Annotated in this window: 16 protein-coding genes; 7 read left to right on the plus strand and 9 right to left on the minus strand. The window is 73.7% G+C overall.

Annotated features, from left to right (window positions below):
- Positions 1–12: 12 nt before the first annotated feature.
- The 5 genes from AB0K92_RS26850 to AB0K92_RS26870 all read right to left on the minus strand — a co-directional run bounded on the left by AB0K92_RS26850 (position 13) and on the right by AB0K92_RS26870 (position 3,883).
- Positions 13–1,089, minus strand: a complete 1,077-nt coding sequence (locus AB0K92_RS26850) for an ABC transporter ATP-binding protein (protein ID WP_365926992.1) — start codon at positions 1,087–1,089, stop codon at positions 13–15.
- A gap of 5 nt (positions 1,090–1,094) precedes the next feature.
- Complete coding sequence (gene modB, locus AB0K92_RS26855; protein ID WP_365926922.1) at positions 1,095–1,925, minus strand: molybdate ABC transporter permease subunit; 831 nt, start codon at positions 1,923–1,925, stop codon at positions 1,095–1,097.
- Entirely contained in the window at positions 1,922–2,755 is an 834-nt protein-coding gene (modA, locus tag AB0K92_RS26860) for a molybdate ABC transporter substrate-binding protein (RefSeq protein WP_365926924.1), read from the minus strand. Before modA ends, modB begins: the two co-directional genes overlap by 4 nt.
- Before the next feature lie 140 nt (positions 2,756–2,895).
- Entirely contained in the window at positions 2,896–3,294 is a 399-nt protein-coding gene (locus AB0K92_RS26865; RefSeq protein ID WP_365926926.1) for a helix-turn-helix transcriptional regulator, read from the minus strand.
- 25 nt (positions 3,295–3,319) lie between these two features.
- On the minus strand, positions 3,320–3,883 hold the full coding sequence (locus AB0K92_RS26870; protein WP_365926928.1) for a hypothetical protein: 564 nt from the start codon (positions 3,881–3,883) through the stop codon (positions 3,320–3,322).
- Between the two features lie 140 nt (positions 3,884–4,023).
- On the opposite strand from AB0K92_RS26870, the gene AB0K92_RS26875 reads away from it, so the two are divergent.
- Positions 4,024–5,796 (plus strand): glycoside hydrolase family 43 protein, encoded by a 1,773-nt coding sequence (locus AB0K92_RS26875; protein WP_365926930.1) that lies wholly within the window; start codon positions 4,024–4,026, stop codon positions 5,794–5,796.
- 58 nt (positions 5,797–5,854) lie between these two features.
- Here AB0K92_RS26875 and AB0K92_RS26880 read toward each other — a convergent pair whose 3' ends face one another.
- Entirely contained in the window at positions 5,855–6,061 is a 207-nt protein-coding gene (locus AB0K92_RS26880) for a DUF5999 family protein (protein WP_365926932.1), read from the minus strand.
- Between the two features lie 337 nt (positions 6,062–6,398).
- Positions 6,399–6,986: a hypothetical protein gene (locus tag AB0K92_RS26885; protein WP_165996487.1), complete on the minus strand. Its 588-nt coding sequence runs from the start codon at positions 6,984–6,986 to the stop codon at positions 6,399–6,401.
- Positions 6,987–7,560: 574 nt separating this feature from the next.
- On the opposite strand from AB0K92_RS26885, the gene AB0K92_RS26890 reads away from it, so the two are divergent.
- Both AB0K92_RS26890 and AB0K92_RS26895 read left to right on the plus strand, forming a co-directional pair.
- Positions 7,561–9,099: a glutamate--cysteine ligase gene (locus AB0K92_RS26890; RefSeq protein WP_365926934.1), complete on the plus strand. Its 1,539-nt coding sequence runs from the start codon at positions 7,561–7,563 to the stop codon at positions 9,097–9,099.
- Between the two features lie 101 nt (positions 9,100–9,200).
- Positions 9,201–9,980, plus strand: a complete 780-nt coding sequence (locus AB0K92_RS26895; RefSeq protein WP_365926994.1) for a type II CAAX endopeptidase family protein — start codon at positions 9,201–9,203, stop codon at positions 9,978–9,980.
- 136 nt (positions 9,981–10,116) lie between these two features.
- Here AB0K92_RS26895 and AB0K92_RS26900 read toward each other — a convergent pair whose 3' ends face one another.
- Positions 10,117–10,926, minus strand: a complete 810-nt coding sequence (locus tag AB0K92_RS26900) for a PhzF family phenazine biosynthesis protein (RefSeq protein WP_365926936.1) — start codon at positions 10,924–10,926, stop codon at positions 10,117–10,119.
- A gap of 218 nt (positions 10,927–11,144) precedes the next feature.
- Here AB0K92_RS26900 and AB0K92_RS26905 point away from each other — a divergent pair, with 218 nt between their 5' ends.
- The 3 genes from AB0K92_RS26905 (at position 11,145) to AB0K92_RS26915 (ending at position 13,620) form a co-directional block, all read left to right on the plus strand.
- Positions 11,145–11,789 carry a PadR family transcriptional regulator gene (locus AB0K92_RS26905; RefSeq protein WP_365926938.1) on the plus strand — a complete coding sequence of 215 codons (645 nt, stop codon included), beginning with the start codon at positions 11,145–11,147 and terminating at the stop codon, positions 11,787–11,789.
- A 162-nt stretch (positions 11,790–11,951) separates the two neighbouring features.
- Positions 11,952–12,566 (plus strand): Clp protease N-terminal domain-containing protein, encoded by a 615-nt coding sequence (locus AB0K92_RS26910; protein ID WP_365926940.1) that lies wholly within the window; start codon positions 11,952–11,954, stop codon positions 12,564–12,566.
- Between the two features lie 46 nt (positions 12,567–12,612).
- Complete coding sequence (locus tag AB0K92_RS26915) at positions 12,613–13,620, plus strand: EamA family transporter (protein ID WP_365926942.1); 1,008 nt, start codon at positions 12,613–12,615, stop codon at positions 13,618–13,620.
- Between the two features lie 439 nt (positions 13,621–14,059).
- On the opposite strand, the gene AB0K92_RS26920 is transcribed toward AB0K92_RS26915, so the two are convergent.
- Entirely contained in the window at positions 14,060–14,743 is a 684-nt protein-coding gene (locus AB0K92_RS26920) for a pyridoxamine 5'-phosphate oxidase family protein (protein WP_365926944.1), read from the minus strand.
- 37 nt (positions 14,744–14,780) lie between these two features.
- On the opposite strand from AB0K92_RS26920, the gene AB0K92_RS26925 reads away from it, so the two are divergent.
- On the plus strand, positions 14,781–16,118 hold the full coding sequence (locus tag AB0K92_RS26925) for an aminotransferase class I/II-fold pyridoxal phosphate-dependent enzyme (RefSeq protein ID WP_365926946.1): 1,338 nt from the start codon (positions 14,781–14,783) through the stop codon (positions 16,116–16,118).
- Positions 16,119–16,172: the final 54 nt, after the last annotated feature.

The raw sequence follows: 16,172 nt of genomic DNA on the forward strand, positions 1-16,172 counted from the left end.
CCCCCGCGGCTTTCAGGCGGGGTAGGCGTGTGTCTGGGTGGCCTTGACCGTGGCCCAGACCTCGGCGCCCGCGTGGAGGTCCAGCTCGGCGGCGGCGACCGTGGTCAGGTCCGCGACCAGGGGAAGCTCGCCGGTGAGGGCGGCGCGGATCTGGTCGCCGTGCGTCTCCAGGCCGGTGACCGCGCAGCGCCACAGGTTGCGGGCGCTGGAGCCCGTGGGGCGGTCGCGGTAGAGGGTGACCGCTCCCGGCGGGAAGGCGACGAAGACCGGGCCGTGGAGGTCTTCGGTGGTGGTGATGGCGGGGCCCGCGTCGAGGCGGACGGTGTGTCCGTCGGCGGTGCCCTTGTAGAGGTTCAGGCCGACCAGCTGGGCGACGTAGTCGGTGCGGGGGCGGCGGGCGATCTCGGCCGGGGTGCCCTCCTGGACGACCCGGCCGTGCTCCACGACCACCAGCCGGTCGGCCAGCACCATGGCGTCCAGCGGGTCGTGGGTGACCAGGACGGCGACCGCCTCGAAACCGGCCAGGTGGTGGCGCAGCTGCGCCCGTACGTCCAGGCGGGTACGGGCGTCCAGGGCGGCCAGCGGTTCGTCCAGCAGGAGCAGCCGCGGGCGGGTGGCCAGGGCGCGGGCGAGGGCGACGCGCTGGGCCTGGCCGCCGGAGAGGCGGCGCGGTCTGGCGCGGGCGTGCTCCGCGAGGCCCATGCGCTCCAGCCAGGCGGCGGCCTGTGCGCGGGCCTCCGCCTTGCTCGCGCCCCTACAGCGCGGGCCGAACGCCACGTTGTCGAGCGCCGTCAGATGCGGGAAGAGCAGGTAGTCCTGGAAGACGACGCCGACCGGGCGGGACTCGGGCGGCGTGCGGTCCAGGGCAGTGCCGTCCAGGCGGAGGTGGCCGCCGGTGAGCGGGGTCAGCCCGGCGAGGGCGCGCAGCGCGGTGGTCTTGCCCGCGCCGTTCGGGCCGAGGAGGGCGACGACGTCGCCGGGGGCGGCGGTGAGGGAGATGTCCAGGCGGAAGGTGCGGCGGTCGACGACCAGGTGGGCGTCCAGGCCGTCGCCCGGGGTGCTGGTCCTCGGTGCGTCGTTCTCTGTCATGTGGGTCATGCGGTTCTCATCCAGCGGTCCCGCAGGCCCGCCAGGACCGCGATGGAGACGGCGAGGAGGACCAGGCTGAGGGCGATGGCGGCGGCGGGGTCGTTCTGGAGGGCCAGGTAGACGGCGAGCGGCATGGTCTGGGTGCGGCCGGGGAAGTTGCCCGCGAAGGTGATCGTCGCGCCGAACTCGCCGAGGGCGCGGGCCCAGGCGAGGACGGCGCCCGCCGCGACGCCGGGGGCGATCAGCGGCAGGGTGACCCGGCGGAAGGCGGTGAACCGGGAGGCGCCGAGCGTCGTGGCGGCCTCCTCGTAGCGCCGGTCGGCGGCGCGCAGGGTGCCCTCGACGCTGATGACCAGGAAGGGCATGGCGACGAAGGTCTCCGCGAGGACGACGCCCGCCGTGGTGAACGGCAGGGTGATGCCGAACCACGCGTCCAGCCACCGGCCCACGACGCCGTTGCGGCCGAGCGCGAGCAGCAGGGCGACACCGCCCACCACGGGCGGCAGCACGAGCGGCAGGGTCACCAGGGCCCGGACCAGGCCGCGGCCGGGGAACTCGGTGCGGGCCAGCAGCCACGCCAGGGGCACCCCGAGGACCAGGCTGAGCGCGGTCGCGGCCGTGGCGCAGATGAGGGACAGCCGCAGCGCCTCCCACACTCCGGGGCTGGTCAGCTGGTCGGGCAGGCTGCTCCAGGGCGTGCGCACGAGCAGGGCGAGCAGCGGGACCAGCAGGAACGCGAGGCCCACGAGGGCGGGCAGCAGCAGCGGCAGGGGCACCAGACGGGCGCCCCCGGTGCGCGTACGAGGCGGTCCGCCCGCCCGGCTCTCGGGGCTCATGGCGTGAGGAACCCGGCCCCGGTCAGCACCTCGCGGCCCTCGGCGGACCGGACCAGTTCGATGAAGGCCTTGGCGGCCGTGCTGTTCGGCGCGTCCTTGAGCAGGGCGATCGGGTAGTCGTTGACGGCGTCGGCCGACTCGGGGAAGTCCACGCCGTCCACCTTGTCACCGGCGGCCCGGACATCCGTCCGGTACACGAGCGCCGCGTCGGCCTCCTTCAGCTCCACCTTGGTCAGGGCGCCCTTGACGTCCTGCTCGTAGGAGACGGGCTCCAGGTCGACCCCGGCGGCGTCGAGGGCCTTCTGTGCGGCTGCCCCGCAGGGCACCTCCTTGTCGCACAGGACGACCTTCACGCCGGACTCGGTGAGGTCCTTGAGCGAGGCGATCCCGTCGGGGTTGCCCGGCAGGGTGGCGATCTCCAGCTGGTTGCGCACGAAGGTGACCGGCTTGCCGGCCGTGCCGTCCTGGTCCGTCACCAGGGACATGGTCTTCGGGCTCGCGGCGGCGAAGACGTCGGCGGGGGCGCCGTTGGTGATGCCCGCGGCGAGGCTGTCGCTGCCGCCGAAGTTGAAGGTGACCTCGGTGCCGGGGTGCCGCCGCTCGAACTCCTCGCCCAGCTTCTCGAAGCTCTCCTTGAGGGAGGCGGCGGCGAAGACGGTGACCGTGCCGGAGAGCTTGGGGGACGCCGAGGTACGGGCGGCCGTGTCACCGGAGGACGAGGACGAGGGCGGCGAGGAGGACGCGGAGCAGGCGCTCAGCGTGAGCAGTGCCATGGCGCCCGCGCCGGCGGCGGCGATGCGCAAGGCCCGGCGGGCGGTACGGGTCGTCATGGTCCACTCCTCCGGCGACTGCGGGCTGACGCCGATCATATTGCCGCAGTTGCGAGGGTGACGTCTGCTGGAGCATCGCATGAGCAAGCGTGCACTCGGGTCTGGGCGCGCATGTGCGTTCGTACGGGGCGTGTGGGCTGTCAGCTGCGGTCGATATGGACATTCGTCGACTTCACCCGGGCGGTGGCCTCCATACCGACCTCCAGGCCCAGCTCCTCGACGGCCTCCCGGGTGAGCAGGGAGACCAGGCGGTGCGGGCCCGCCTGGATCTCGACCTGGGCGGCGACGTCACCGAGCTTGATCGCGGTCACGATGCCGGGGAAGGCGTTGCGGGCCGAGGTGTAGGGGGTGTCCTCCTCGGCGTGGCCGGCTTGGGCGAGTTCGACGACCGAGAACGCGGCGAGGTCCCGGCCGTCGATGAGCCGGCGTCCGGACGCGTCGCGGTGGGTCGCCACCCGGCCCGCGTCCGCCCAGCGGCGGGCGGTGTCGGGGCTGACGCCGAGCAGCCGCGCGGCTTGACCGATCGTGTAGGAGTGCATGCACGTCACGATAGGGCGGCCCGTTTCAGGGATCGTCCAGACCCGACACCCGGAACACGGCGAGCGCGGTCTCGCAGTCGATCCGGCGGCCGAGGCGGTCGAGCGCGGTACGGCCGCACAGCAGCGCGCCCGCGCTCCGCGCGCGGTGGGCGTCCTCGTCGAGCCGGCGCCACAGGTCGGGGTTGGCGACGAGGACCCGGGGGTCGAGTTCGACGCGGGCGCCGAGCGCGTCGCGCAGGACCAGGCGCTGGGCGATGCCGTCGCAGCACCGCACGGAGACCAGCAGATCGGTGCGCACCCGGTGGGTGCGCAGCAGGAACCGCGTCTCCAGCCAGCCGGTGCCGGCCGCGACACGCGGCGGGCACAGCACCAGGAAGAGCAGCACGGCCAGGGTCAGCCAGAGGGCGCCGCGCCAGGGGCTGAGGGTGGCGGCGGCCCAGTCGACCAGGATCAGGCCTGCGAGCAGTACGGCGGCGGAGCCCAGCGCGCCGTGCAGCTGCCGTGTCCACTGGCGGTCGTACGCCGTGGGGCCCGGGTGCCGCTCCGGTAACCGGGGCAGGTCGGGCCGCGTGCCGTCGGGGGGCTTCATGTGTTCGACGCTAGGGAGCCGCACCGGCCGAGGGGGGCGGCTTGACGGGACGCTGACGGGCGGAAAGGGGTTTCTTGACGCGGGTTTACCGGAGTCGACGGTGTCGCAGGCTCGGGATGACTCACGAAGGGCTGTGACGCATGCGGACATACGAGAACCCGGTGCTCGCCGGTTTCCACCCCGACCCCAGCGTGTGCCGGGTCGGCGAGGACTACTACCTGGTCTGTTCCAGCTTCGAGTACTTCCCCGGCATACCCGTCTTCCACAGCCGGGACCTGGTGCACTGGCGCCGGATCGGCAACGTCCTGGACCGGCCGGGGCAACTGCCGCTGCCGCCCGACGTGCCGGCGTCGGGCGGGATCTACGCCCCGACGATCCGCCACCACGACGGGCGGTTCCACGTCATCACCACCAACGTCGGCGGTGGCGGCAACTTCCTCGTCACCAGCGAGCGGCCCGAGGGCCCCTGGTCCGACCCGGTGTGGATCGACCTGCCCGGCATCGACCCCGATCTGGCCTGGGACGACGACGGCACCTGCTGGGTCGCCCTGGCGGGCGTCGGTGTCGCCCGGATCGACCCGGCCACGGGGAAGGTGCTGCAGGAGCCGGTGCCGGTGTGGTCCGGCTCCGGCAAGCGCGACCCGGAGGGGCCGCATCTGTACCGGATCGGGGAGTGGTGGTATCTGCTGGTCGCCGAGGGCGGCACGGCACGCGGCCACTCCGTGTCCGTCGCCCGCGCCCGCAGCCCCCTGGGCCCGTACGAGCCCGCGCCGCACAACCCGGTCCTGACCCACAGCGGCAGCCGCGAGCCCGTCCAGTGCACCGGGCACGCCGATCTGGTCCAGGCGGCCGACGGCAGCTGGTGGATGGTGCTCCTCGGCACCCGGCCGCGCGGCTTCTTCCCGGAGTACCACGTCCTGGGCCGCGAGACGTTCCTCGTCCCGGTCGAGTGGGCCGACGGCTGGCCCCGGGTCGGACCCGTGCGCGAGCGGCAGCCGACGCCCGCGGCCTGGCGGCCTGCGGGGGCGGCGGGGACGGCCGACCCGGCACGGGACGACTTCGAGGGCACGGCCCTCGCCCCGCACTGGATCTCCCCGCACGGCCGCCCCGAGGGCTCCTGGTCGCTGACCGAGCGGCCCGGCTGGCTGACCCTGACCGCGACCGGGGACAGCCTGGACCGCCCCGGCCACACCTTCGTCGGCCGGCGGCAGCAGCATCACGACTGCCGGGCCGCCGTACGGCTGGACCCGGGGGCCGGGCGGGCCGGGCTCGCGGTCCGGATGGACGAGGCCCACCACTACGCCATCGAGGTCGCCGGGGGAGCGGCCCGCGTGATCGCCCGGATCGGGCCGGTGCGTCAGTGCCTCGCCGAGCATCCGGTGCCGCCGGGCCCGGTCGTCCTCGCCGTGGACATCCGGACGAACGACGTCCGCCCGCCGACGGCCGTGCGGCCCGGCGACGACCCGATGACCCCCGGCGTACGGGCGGGCGGGCCCGACACGCTCGTCTTCTCGGTGGAGGTGCCGGGGGGTGGGCTGGTCGACGCGCCGGTCGGGCCTGTGGGCGGCAGTGCGGGTGAGGCGCCTGACGGGGATACGGGCGGTGTATCGAGTGCGGGGCAGGGCGGGGGACCGGGCGTGGGGGCGGACGGCGGACCGGGCGATACGCCAGGTGGGCGCCCTCGGGAGGGCGGCCCGGCCGGGGGACCCGACGAGGGGCCGCGCCAGGGTTCGGGCGGTGGGCCCGACGGGGAGCCGCACCGGAGTCCCGGTCAGGTCGTGCGGCTGGCGGAGCTGGACGGGCGGTATCTGTCCACCGAGGTGGCCGGCGGGTTCACCGGGCGGGTGATCGGCATGTACGTCACCGAGGGGCGGGCGGCGTTCGACTGGTTCGCCTACGAGGCGGGGACCTGACCGGTGCCGGCATGCGTCGGGGCCGGTCCGTGGGCCGGCCCCTTCGGTGCGGTGGCGCTCAGGCGGCCGTCATCACCCGGCTGGTGTCCGCAGGCCGGTGCGGGGCGATGATCTGGCCGTCCGGCAGCAGCTCACCGGTGTCCTCGAAGAGCACGACGCCGTTGCACAGCAGGCTCCATCCCTGCTCCGGGTGGTGCGCCACGAGACGGGCGGATTCCCGGTCGGCGGAGTCGGCTGTCGGGCACGGTGGCTGGTGCTGGCACATGGAAGGGATCTTTCGCTCTGTCGTGTTCATGGCCGCCCCCGTATGCGATGTGTCGGTCGAACCCAGTGTTGCCCTACGGGCGTCGATCCGCAGGGATTTCGCAGCACCGCTTCTCACAGGTTCATGACGCGTCACCCGCCCGGACGGTTCAGCCCGACCCCACTGTCCTTTTGGATGGTTCTCGGTGGCCGGAAGGGGCTAGTCGGGGGCTGGTTCGGGGCTAGTTCGGGCGGGGGGTGTGGCGAACGCCCATGCCCTGGTACGCGGTGGCGGCGCACGCGCGCACCCCGCCACACGGTCGCGTGGCGGGGTGCGGGCGACGGCCGTGATGGGTCCGTCAGGCGGGCGAGCCCAGCAAGGGCGGCGGCGTGGTGCGGAGGGTCAGCACCGGAAGCAGGTCGGCGACCCGGTGCGGGCGGTGCGCGGCGATCCCGGGCGGGGCCGGTGCCAGCGGGACCAGCAGATCGGTGGCCGCGGGCACGCCGGTGGTGCCGTCCGTGGCGCAGTCCCCGTGCAGCCACAGCGTGAGCATGTAGAGGCGCGGCACGGACAGCAGCCGCGGCTGGTACGCCTGGGTCAGCGTGGTCTCGGCCTGGTGCAGTGCCTGCTCTGTGGACCGGATGTACGGCCCTTCGAAGAAGTGCGAGAACGCCCAGCCGTCGGGCGTCAGCATGGTCTCCGCCGCGGCCACGGCGCGCTCGCCGGAGCGGATCAGGAAGCGCCAGCCGGCCAGCCGGGTGGCGGGGACGCCCTTGGCGCTGACGCTGTCCAGTACGTGTACCGGCAGCGGCAACTCGGGGGTGACGGGACCCTGGGCGCTGAGCAGCGAGGGGGTTCGCGCCTCGCGGACCGCGGTGGGGGAACCGAGTGCCGTGAGGACGGAGCGAAGTGCGGGCGCGGGAGCCGGGGGGACATGCAGCGGCATGGTGGGTCGCCTCTCATTCGACAGGCACGGTGCAGCGAGGGGGTGGGGGCGGACGGCGCTGTCAGCTCACGAGGTCAGAGAGGCGGGGGCCAGGGTCTGCTCACAGGTGTGTGGGTGAGGGCTGCCGTGGAGTGCCGACGACAGGCTCCGGCGACCGGGCGCCAACCTTCTCTGCCTTGTTCGCGGAGTTTATACGACAGATGTTCACTCGGTGTTTCGTCTAGCTGTTCCGGGGCACCTTGGCAAGAAGTCATTCAGCCGGTGAGGCCCCGCCGGAACGCGGGGAATCATCCCGATTCCGAGCCGACTGCGCGGTGCTGACCTCGGTAGCAGCCCGGGGCGCGGTCGGCTGTTTGTCGTCGGCGTTTTTCACGAGGGAACACGCGACGGGAATTGCCCGCTGCGTCATGCCCGCGGAATGTGCCGTCGATCAACGCCGACCGATGGGACCAGAGTAACCCTCCGGGGCGTCGGCCGGGCACGTTATGGATCGCTTTGGCGGGGCATCATCCCCCCTGACCCGGACACCGGCGGCCGGAGCGCCCGGCCCGCCCACCGAAGGAGGGACGCTTCGATGGGGGAGAAGGTCGTGGCAGGCGCGTTCGACCTGTCCGATCGGCAGCGGTATCGCGACAAGCTCCACAAGTGCCTCAGGGGCCTGGAGCGGCTCTTGGAGGAGAAGAGGTTCGACCGGCCCAAGAATCTGATGGGCCTGGAGATCGAGCTGAATCTCGCGGGCGCCGACGGCATGCCGAGAATGCTGAACGGTCAAGTACTCGAAAGGATCGCCAGCCGGGATTTCCAAACGGAACTGGCCATGTTCAATCTGGAGGTCAACGTCACTCCCCACCGGCTGGGTGGGCGGGTATTCGACCGGCTGGCCGAGGAACTGCGCACCTCGCTGGCGTATGCGCACCGGAAAGCCGGCGAGGTCGACGCGGGAATCGTGATGATCGGCATTCTGCCGACCCTGGAGCGCGACGATCTGGTCTCCTCGAACCTCTCCGACGTCGACCGCTACACGCTGCTGAACGATCAGATCGTGGCCGCGCGCGGAGAGGACTTCACGCTCGACATCGAGGGTGTGGAGCACCTGGTCTGCACCGCGCGGTCCATCACGCCGGAGGCCGCCTGCACCTCGGTGCAGCTGCATCTGCAGGTCACGCCGGACCGGTTCGCCGACGTGTGGAACGCCGCGCAGGCGGCGTCGGCCGCGCAGATAGCCGTAGGCGCCAACTCGCCCTTCCTGTTCGGCCGGGAGCTCTGGCGCGAGTCCCGGCCGCCGCTGTTCCAGCAGTCCACCGACACCCGCCCGCCCGAGCTGCAGGCGCAGGGGGTGCGGCCGCGGACCTGGTTCGGGGAGCGGTGGATCTCCTCGGCGTACGACCTGTTCGAGGAGAACCTGCGCTACTTCCCGGCGCTGCTGCCGATCTGCGACGACGAGGAGCCGCTGGACGTCCTGGACGCGGGCGGCGTACCTGCCCTGTCCGAGCTGGTCCTGCACAACGGCACGGTCTACCGCTGGAACCGGCCGGTGTACGACGTCGCCGACGGCATGCCGCATCTGCGGGTGGAGAACCGGGTGCTGCCGGCCGGGCCGACCGTGACCGACGTCGTGGCGAACGCGGCCTTCTACTACGGCCTGGTCCGGGCCCTGGCCGAGGAGGCCAAGCCGCTGTGGACCCGGCTGCCGTTCGAGACGGCCGCCGCCAACTTCGACGCGGCCTGCCGGTACGGCATCGACGCGCGGTTCGCGTGGCCGCGCGGACGCAACGGCGGGCTGGCCGAGGTCGACGCGGTGAGCATCGTCCGCGACGAACTGCTCCCGCTGGCCGAGGCGGGGCTGGACGCGTGGGGCGTCGAACCGGCGGACCGGGATCTGTACCTCGGGGTGATCGAGGAGCGGTGCCGCCGGCGGGTCAACGGGGCGTCCTGGCAGGTCGCCACGTTCCACCAGGCGCTGGAGGCGGGGCTGTCGCGGCCGGCCGCGCTGGCTGCGACGACCCGGCGGTACGCCGAACTCATGCGGGCGGGCGACCCGGTGCACCTGTGGCCGGTGGGGCTGCCGGAGCCGGTGCCCACGGGCGGCGGTGCCGCACGAGGGGGCCGGTGAACCGGAGGGCGCCTGGTTCGTAAGCTCTGTCTCGGATCCGCCACGGCCAGAGGGCGGGCCGTGAGGCATCGGGAGGCAGGGTGCAGGGCGAGGCGGGTGCGGTGGCGGGGGCCTCGTCGGCGGAGCGGCCGCGGCGGCGGGTGCTGCGGGACGAGACGGTACTGGTGCTGGCCCTGTCACTGGGTGCCAGCGGAGTCTCCGCGCTGATCAGCTTCATCGGCTCGGTGACGCGGCCGGGCGGCCTCAAGGACCAGGCCGCCACCCTCAACGCCTCGGCCGCGCCCGGCCGCCCGTGGCTCGACCTGGCCTGGCAGCTGTTCGGCATCACGACGGCGCTGGTGCCCGTCGCCCTCGTCGCGCACTTCCTGCTGCACGAGGGGCAGAGCCTGCGCACCCTCGGCTTCGACCGCACCCGGCCCTGGCCCGATCTCGGGCGCGGCGCGGCGATCGCCGCCGTGATCGGCAGTACGGGCATCGCCTTCTACCTCGCCGCGCGGGGCCTCGGTTTCAATCTGACCGTGGTGCCCGAGGCACTGCCGGACGTGTGGTGGAAGTACCCGGTGCTGATCCTCTCGGCGGTGCAGAACGCCGTACTGGAAGAGGTCATCGTCGTCGGCTACCTGCTGCGCCGGCTGACCCAGTTGGGATGGTCGCCCGGCAGCGCGCTGATGGGCAGCGCGCTGCTGCGCGGCTCCTACCACCTCTATCAGGGCATTGGCGGGTTCATCGGGAACCTGGTGATGGGCGTCGTCTTCGTCTGCCTGTACCGGCGCTGGGGGCGGGTGGGTCCCCTGGTGGTGGCGCACTCGCTGCTCGACATCGGGGCGTTCGTGGGCTACGCGCTGCTGGCGGGCAAGGTGGACTGGCTGCCGACCGCCTGAGCGGCGGCCGGCGGATCGCCTGAGCGACGGCTGCCAACCGCTGACGACGGTTGCCGACCGCCGCTCAGGCGGTCGGCCGTCTGAGCTGCGGCCGCCGGCCGTCTGAGCCACGGCGGCCGGTGCCGCTCGGTGTCGCTCAGGCGTGCAGGTCGCCCTCGATCACGGTGACCGCGTGGCCGCCGAGCAGGGTGCGGTCGCCGCGCAGTTCGACGTGGACCCGGCCGGAGCGCGGCGAGGCCTGCAGGCCGGTGAGGGCGGGGCGGCCGAGGCGCTCGGACCAGAACGGGGCCAGCGCGGTGTGGGCGCTGCCGGTCACCGGGTCCTCGTCGATGCCGAGGCCGGGGAAGAAGCAGCGGGAGACGAAGTCGTACCCGCGGGACGGATCCTCGGCGCGGGCGGTCGCGATGACGCCGCGGCGGGAGTACGCGGCGAGCGCCTTGTGGTCGGGCTCCAGGGCGAGCACCGTCTTCTCGTCGGCGAGTTCGAGCAGCAGGTCGCCCACGTGCGGCCCGGTGTCGAGGGCGGCGCGCGGCTCGGCGCCCAGGGCTTCGGCGACCCCGTCCGGGATCTCGGCGGGGCTGAGCGGGGCGGTCGGGAAGTCCAGGGTGATCGAGCCGTCCTCGCGGGGGGTGGCGATCAGGACGCCGCTGCGGGTGGCGAAGCGCACGGGACCTTCGTGGGCGCCGGTGGTGGCGAGCACATGGGCGGTGGCCAGGGTGGCGTGACCGCACAGGGCGACCTCGGCGACCGGGGTGAACCAGCGCAGTGCCCAGTCGGCCTCCCCGCCCTCGGGCAGGCGGTGCGCGAAGGCCGTCTCCGCGTGGTTGACCTCCATGGCCACGTTCTGCAGCCAGGCGTCGTCCGGGAAGGCGTCGAGGAGCAGCACTCCGGCCGGGTTGCCGGCGAAGGGGCGGTCGGTGAAGGCGTCGACGATTCGAATCCGCATGGTGTGACGCTAGGGGGTCGGCGGAGCCGCGGACCAAGGCCAATCCGGGAATGCTGGACCGATTTGCGCGGGACCGCTTCGGCGGACGGCTTGCCGCGCCGCCTCGGGAGGGGGCTTGTCGTACGCGGTCTTCCGATATATCGTTGAAGCATCGCGAACGATACGCGACAGATCAGAGAGTGATCATGAAAGATCGATGACTGAATGGAGTGATCGCCATGCGTAGCCACGGATTCGAGCGTGGACACGGTGGTCCCGGCCGTCACGGCCGGGGTGGTTTCGGAGGTTTCGGTGGATTCGGTGGCGGGCCCGAGGGGCGGCGCGCCGCCTTCGGTCCCTTCGGGCCGGGTGGCCCCGGTTTCGGCGGGCCGGGTTTCGGTGCGGGCCCCTGGGGTCCGCGAGGGCGCGGGGGACCGCGCGGCAGGGCGCGGCGAGGTGACGTACGGGCCTCGATCCTGGCGCTGCTGAAGGACCGGCCGATGCACGGCTACGAGATGATCCAGGAGATCGCCGAGCGCAGCGGCGGCGCGTGGAAGCCGAGCCCCGGCTCGGTCTACCCCACCCTCCAGCTGCTGGAGGACGAGGGTCTGATCTCCAGTGAGACCGAGGGCGGCAAGAAGCTGTTCTCGCTCACCGAGGCGGGCCGCGCGGCGGCCGAGGAGGGCCCCGACGCCCCCTGGGAAGAGGCCTCGCGCGGGGTCGACTGGGAGGCGCTGAACGACGTCCGCCAGGCCGGGATCGGTCTGATGGAGGCCTTCTCCCAGGTCTGGAAGACCGGCACGCCCGAGCAGCGCGAGAAGGCGCTGGGGGTCGTCAACGACGCCCGCAAGAAGCTGTATCTGATCCTCGCCGACGAGGACTGACCTCCCGGCGCACGGCAAGGCGGCGCGCGCCCCTGGAACAGATACGGCGTGATCTCATCCGTAGGGAGGAGATGCCGGCCGGTGATGTCCGCTCTGTGTGGGACGCACAAATGCATCCCGCCGAGGATGCCTCGATCTCCGGCGACTGATGGGGTGGGGGATGTGCGACCCCGTAATCTCCGGCAGCCCGGCCACGACCAGGGCACCCACCACGTGGACGACGATGCCGGGCTCGGCGCCGAGCTGGCCTCGGTGCTCACCGCTGCCCGCCGCCGGGCCGTGCGGGACGGGGACCGGCAGACCGACACCGCGCATCTGCTCCACTCGCTGCTGGAGTACGACCCCGAGGTGCGTGCCCTCCTCGACGGCGGACCGCAGCTCGCCCGGCTGCTCGGCTATCTGGTGCAGCGCAGCATCGGCTACGGCCTGCGCTGGCAGGGCAGTGTCGAGGACTCCGGCGCCGCGCCCGCGGTCCCCGGCCCGGCCGGCTGGTCGCCGGTCGCCGTGGCGGCGCTGGCGCACGCCTGCGGGCGGGCCGTGGGGCGCGGTGACGGCCGGCCGTGCGGGACCGATCTCCTCGCGGGGATCGTCGCCGATCCCGGGGCGCGGGCGGTCGAGGTGCTGGGGCGGGCCGGGGTGGACGTGGTGGGGCTGCGGGCGCGGCTCGACGACCGGCCGGTGGGTGACCGGCCGATGGATGACCGGCAGGTCGCCCACCGGGCGATGGATGACCGACCGGTGGGTGGGCCTGACGGCGCGCCCGCGTCCAGCGGTTGAGACAGGTGTCATCAAGGGTGACGCTCATGTCATCGCCTGCCATCATGTGCCGGTGCATACGTCTGAGAGCAGTCACGGCAGCCATGAGAAGGGCCTCGGGCTCGGTCTCGCGCTCGTCTCGGCCGTCGCGTTCGGCGGGTCCGGAGTCGCGGCCAAGCCGCTGATCGAGGCCGGACTCGATCCGCTGCACGTGGTGTGGCTCCGCGTGGCCGGCGGCGCCCTGGTGATGCTGCCGCTCGCCGTACGGCACCGGGCGCTGCTGCGCCGCAGGCCCGCGCTGCTCGCCGGATTCGGACTGCTCGCCGTGGCAGGCGTCCAGGCCTGCTACTTCGCCGCGATCTCCCGCATCCCGGTCGGGGTCGCACTGCTCGTGGAGTACCTGGCGCCGGCTCTCGTCCTCGGCTGGGTGCGGTTCGTGCAGCGGCGGCCGGTGACCCGGGCCGCCGCGCTCGGGGTGGTGCTCGCGGTCGGCGGGCTGGCCTGTGTCGTGGAGGTGTGGGCGGGGCTCGGCTTCGACGCGCTCGGCCTGCTGCTCGCGCTCGGTGCCGCCTGCTGCCAGGTCGGCTACTTCGTCCTGTCCGACCAGGGCAGCGACTCCGGAGAGGGCGCGCCCGACCCGCTCGGCGTCATCGCCTACGGCCTGCTCGTCGGCGCCGCCGTGCTGACCGTCGTGGCGCGGCCCTGGGGCATGGACTGGTCGGTGCTGAGCGGCACCGCGCGCATGGACGGTACCCCGGTCGCGGCCTGGGTGCTGCTCGGCTGGATCGTGCTCGTCGCCACGGTCGTCGCCTACGTCACCGGTGTGGTGGCCGTCCGGCGGCTGTCACCGCCGGTCGCGGGTGTCGTGGCCTGCCTCGAGGCGGTCGTCGCGACCGTGCTCGCCTGGGTCCTGCTCGGTGAGCACCTGTCCGCCCCGCAGCTGGCCGGCGGCGCGATGGTGCTGGCGGGCGCGTTCATCGCGCAGTCCTCGACGCCCGCGAAGAGCGGTCCGCAGCCGGTGGCGAGCGGCGGGCCGGAGGCGGAGCGGGAGCCGTCCGCGCGGAGAACTGTCTGACGCCGGGGCGTTCGCGCGGGGCTCCGACCGGCACCTGATCGTCCGCGCGGGGCTCCGACCGGCACCTGCTCGTCCGTACGGGGCTCCGGCTCGCGCCTGGCCGTGCGTGCGGGGCTTCGGCTCGCGCCTGGCCGTGCGTGCGGGGCTTTCGACCGGCACCTGATCGTCCGTGCGGGGCTTCGGCTCGCGCCTGACCGTCCGTGCGTCCGCCTGCGGCTGCCGTACTGTCCACCCTGCGGCTGCCGTACTGTCCACCCTGCGGCTGCCGTACTGTCCACCCTGCGGCTGCCGTACCGTCCACCCTGCGGCTTCCGTACTGCCCGCCGAGCGCGCCCCAGGCCGGTGAGTCGTCCCTGCCGGACCGCCTCCCACCCGGCGTTGATCCGAACCCAGTCGGGAGATCAAATCCGCTCGGTGCCCACCGCCCCCTCCAGCCGCGTCACAGCGCCGCGAGGTACTCCGGCAATGGCGTGCCCGGGGGCAGGGCGGGGTCGGCGACCGGGGTGTCGTAGCCCTTGCGGAGGGGGACGACGCCCGCCCAGTGCGGGAGGGTGAGGTCCTCGGGCTCGTCGTTCACTCCGCCGGTGCGCAGCTTGGCGGAGACCTCGTCGAGGTCGAGGCGGATGACGGCGGTGGCGGCGAGTTCCTTCCTGTTGGCGGGGCGGGAGTCGGCCGCCCGGCCCGGCACCACGTGGTTCACGAGGGCGTCCAGGGCCTCGCGCTTCTCCTCCGGGTCGGTCACGTCGTGGGCGATGCCGTGCACCACCACCGAGCGGTAGTTGATCGAGTGGTGGAACGCCGACCGGGCCAGGATGAGCGCGTCGACATGGGTGACCGTGAGGCAGACGGGGAGGCCCGGCTCGGCCTTGCCGGTCATGCGCAGCGGGCGCGAACCGGTGGAGCCGTGCACGTAGAGCCGCTCGCCGACGCGGCCGTAGAGCGTCGGGAGCACCACCGGGGCCCCGTCGCGGACGAAGCCGAGGTGGCAGACGTAGCCCTCGTCGAGTATCGCGTGCACCAACTCCCTGTCGTACGAGGCGCGGTCGGCGGAGCGCGTGGGGACGGTGCGGTCGGTGGGGGTGTAGGCGGCGGGCGGTGACGGCGTCTGCTGGGTCCCCTGCATTGGCGCTCTCCATTGGCACTAGTGCATAATCTGCTTTGTGCTAGGAGAATATCCGATCAGGGGGCGGCGTGCAGCGGAGATCTCCGCGAGCGTCGAGGAGGCGGTGGCGAGCGGTGACCTGGAGCCTGGTCAACTGCTGCCGCCCATGCGGGAGTTGGCGCAGCACCTCGGCGTGAACCCGAACACCGTCGCGGCCGCGTACCGCATCCTGCGCGAACGCGGGGTCATCGAGACCGACGGCCGTCGCGGCAGCCGGGTGCGGGCCACGCCGGCCACGACCGGACGGGAGTACATCCGGGTGGAGGTGCCGGAAGGCGTGCGCGACGTGGCCGCCGGCAACCCCGACCCGGCGCTGCTGCCCTCGCTGGCGGCGGCGTTCGCGGCGGCGGCCGCGCACAGCGACCGGCAGCCGGTGCTCTACGGCGAGGCGGCGGTGGAGCCGGAGCTGGAGCGGATCGCCCGCGCCGACCTCGACGCCGACGGCGTGCCGGGCGGCCCCGTCGCGGTCACCTCCGGCTCCCTCGACGCCATCGAGCGCGTCCTCGCCGCCCATCTGAAGCCGGGCGACACGGTCGCCGTCGAGGACCCCGGCTGGGGCAGCCTGCTCGACCTCGTCCCGGCGCTCGGGCTGCGCACGCTCCCCGTCGGGGTGGACGACGACGGGCCGCTGCCCGACGGCGTCCGCGCCGCCCTCGCCGCGGGCGCCCGCGCCCTGATCGTGACCGACCGGGCCCAGAACCCCACGGGTGCCGCGGTGTCCGCCACCCGCGCGCGTGCCCTGCGGTCCGTGCTCCGGCAGCACCCGGAGACCCTGCTGATCGAGGACGACCACGGGTACCGGATCGTCGACCTCCCCCTGCACCCCCTGGCCGGCACCACCCGCCACTGGGCCATGGTGCGCTCGGTCGCCAAGGCCTACGGCCCCGACCTGCGGCTCGCCGTGCTCACCGGGGACCCGGTCACCGTCGACCGGGTGCGCGGCCGGCAGCGGCTCGGGCCCGGCTGGGTCAGCCGGATCACCCAGCGGGCGGTGGTGCGGCTGTGGACCGACGGCGCGGTGGACGCGCGCGCGGTGGCGGCGGCGTACGGGCGGCGCCGGGACGCCCTCGTCGACGCCCTCGCGGACCGCGGCATCGCCGCGCACGGGCGCAGCGGCATGAACGTGTGGATCCCGGTCCCCGACGAGACCGGTGCCGTCGCCCGCCTCCTGCACGCGGGCTGGGCGGTCGCCCCCGGCGCCCGCTTCCGGATCGGCGCGCCGCCCGGCATCCGGATCACCGTCTCCGGGCTCACCGAGACCGAGACGGGCGCGCTGGCCGAGGCCGTCGCGGCGGCGGTGGCGGTGGCGCCGGGAGCCGTACGCGGCTACGCGTGAGCCCGCGCGGCGCCACCGCCACCACCGGCGCGGCATCGGCATCGGCAGTGGCAG

The sequence above is a fragment of the Streptomyces sp. NPDC052687 genome, from assembly GCF_040678395.1.
In the GTDB taxonomy this organism is placed as follows: Bacteria; Actinomycetota; Actinomycetes; order Streptomycetales; family Streptomycetaceae; genus Streptomyces.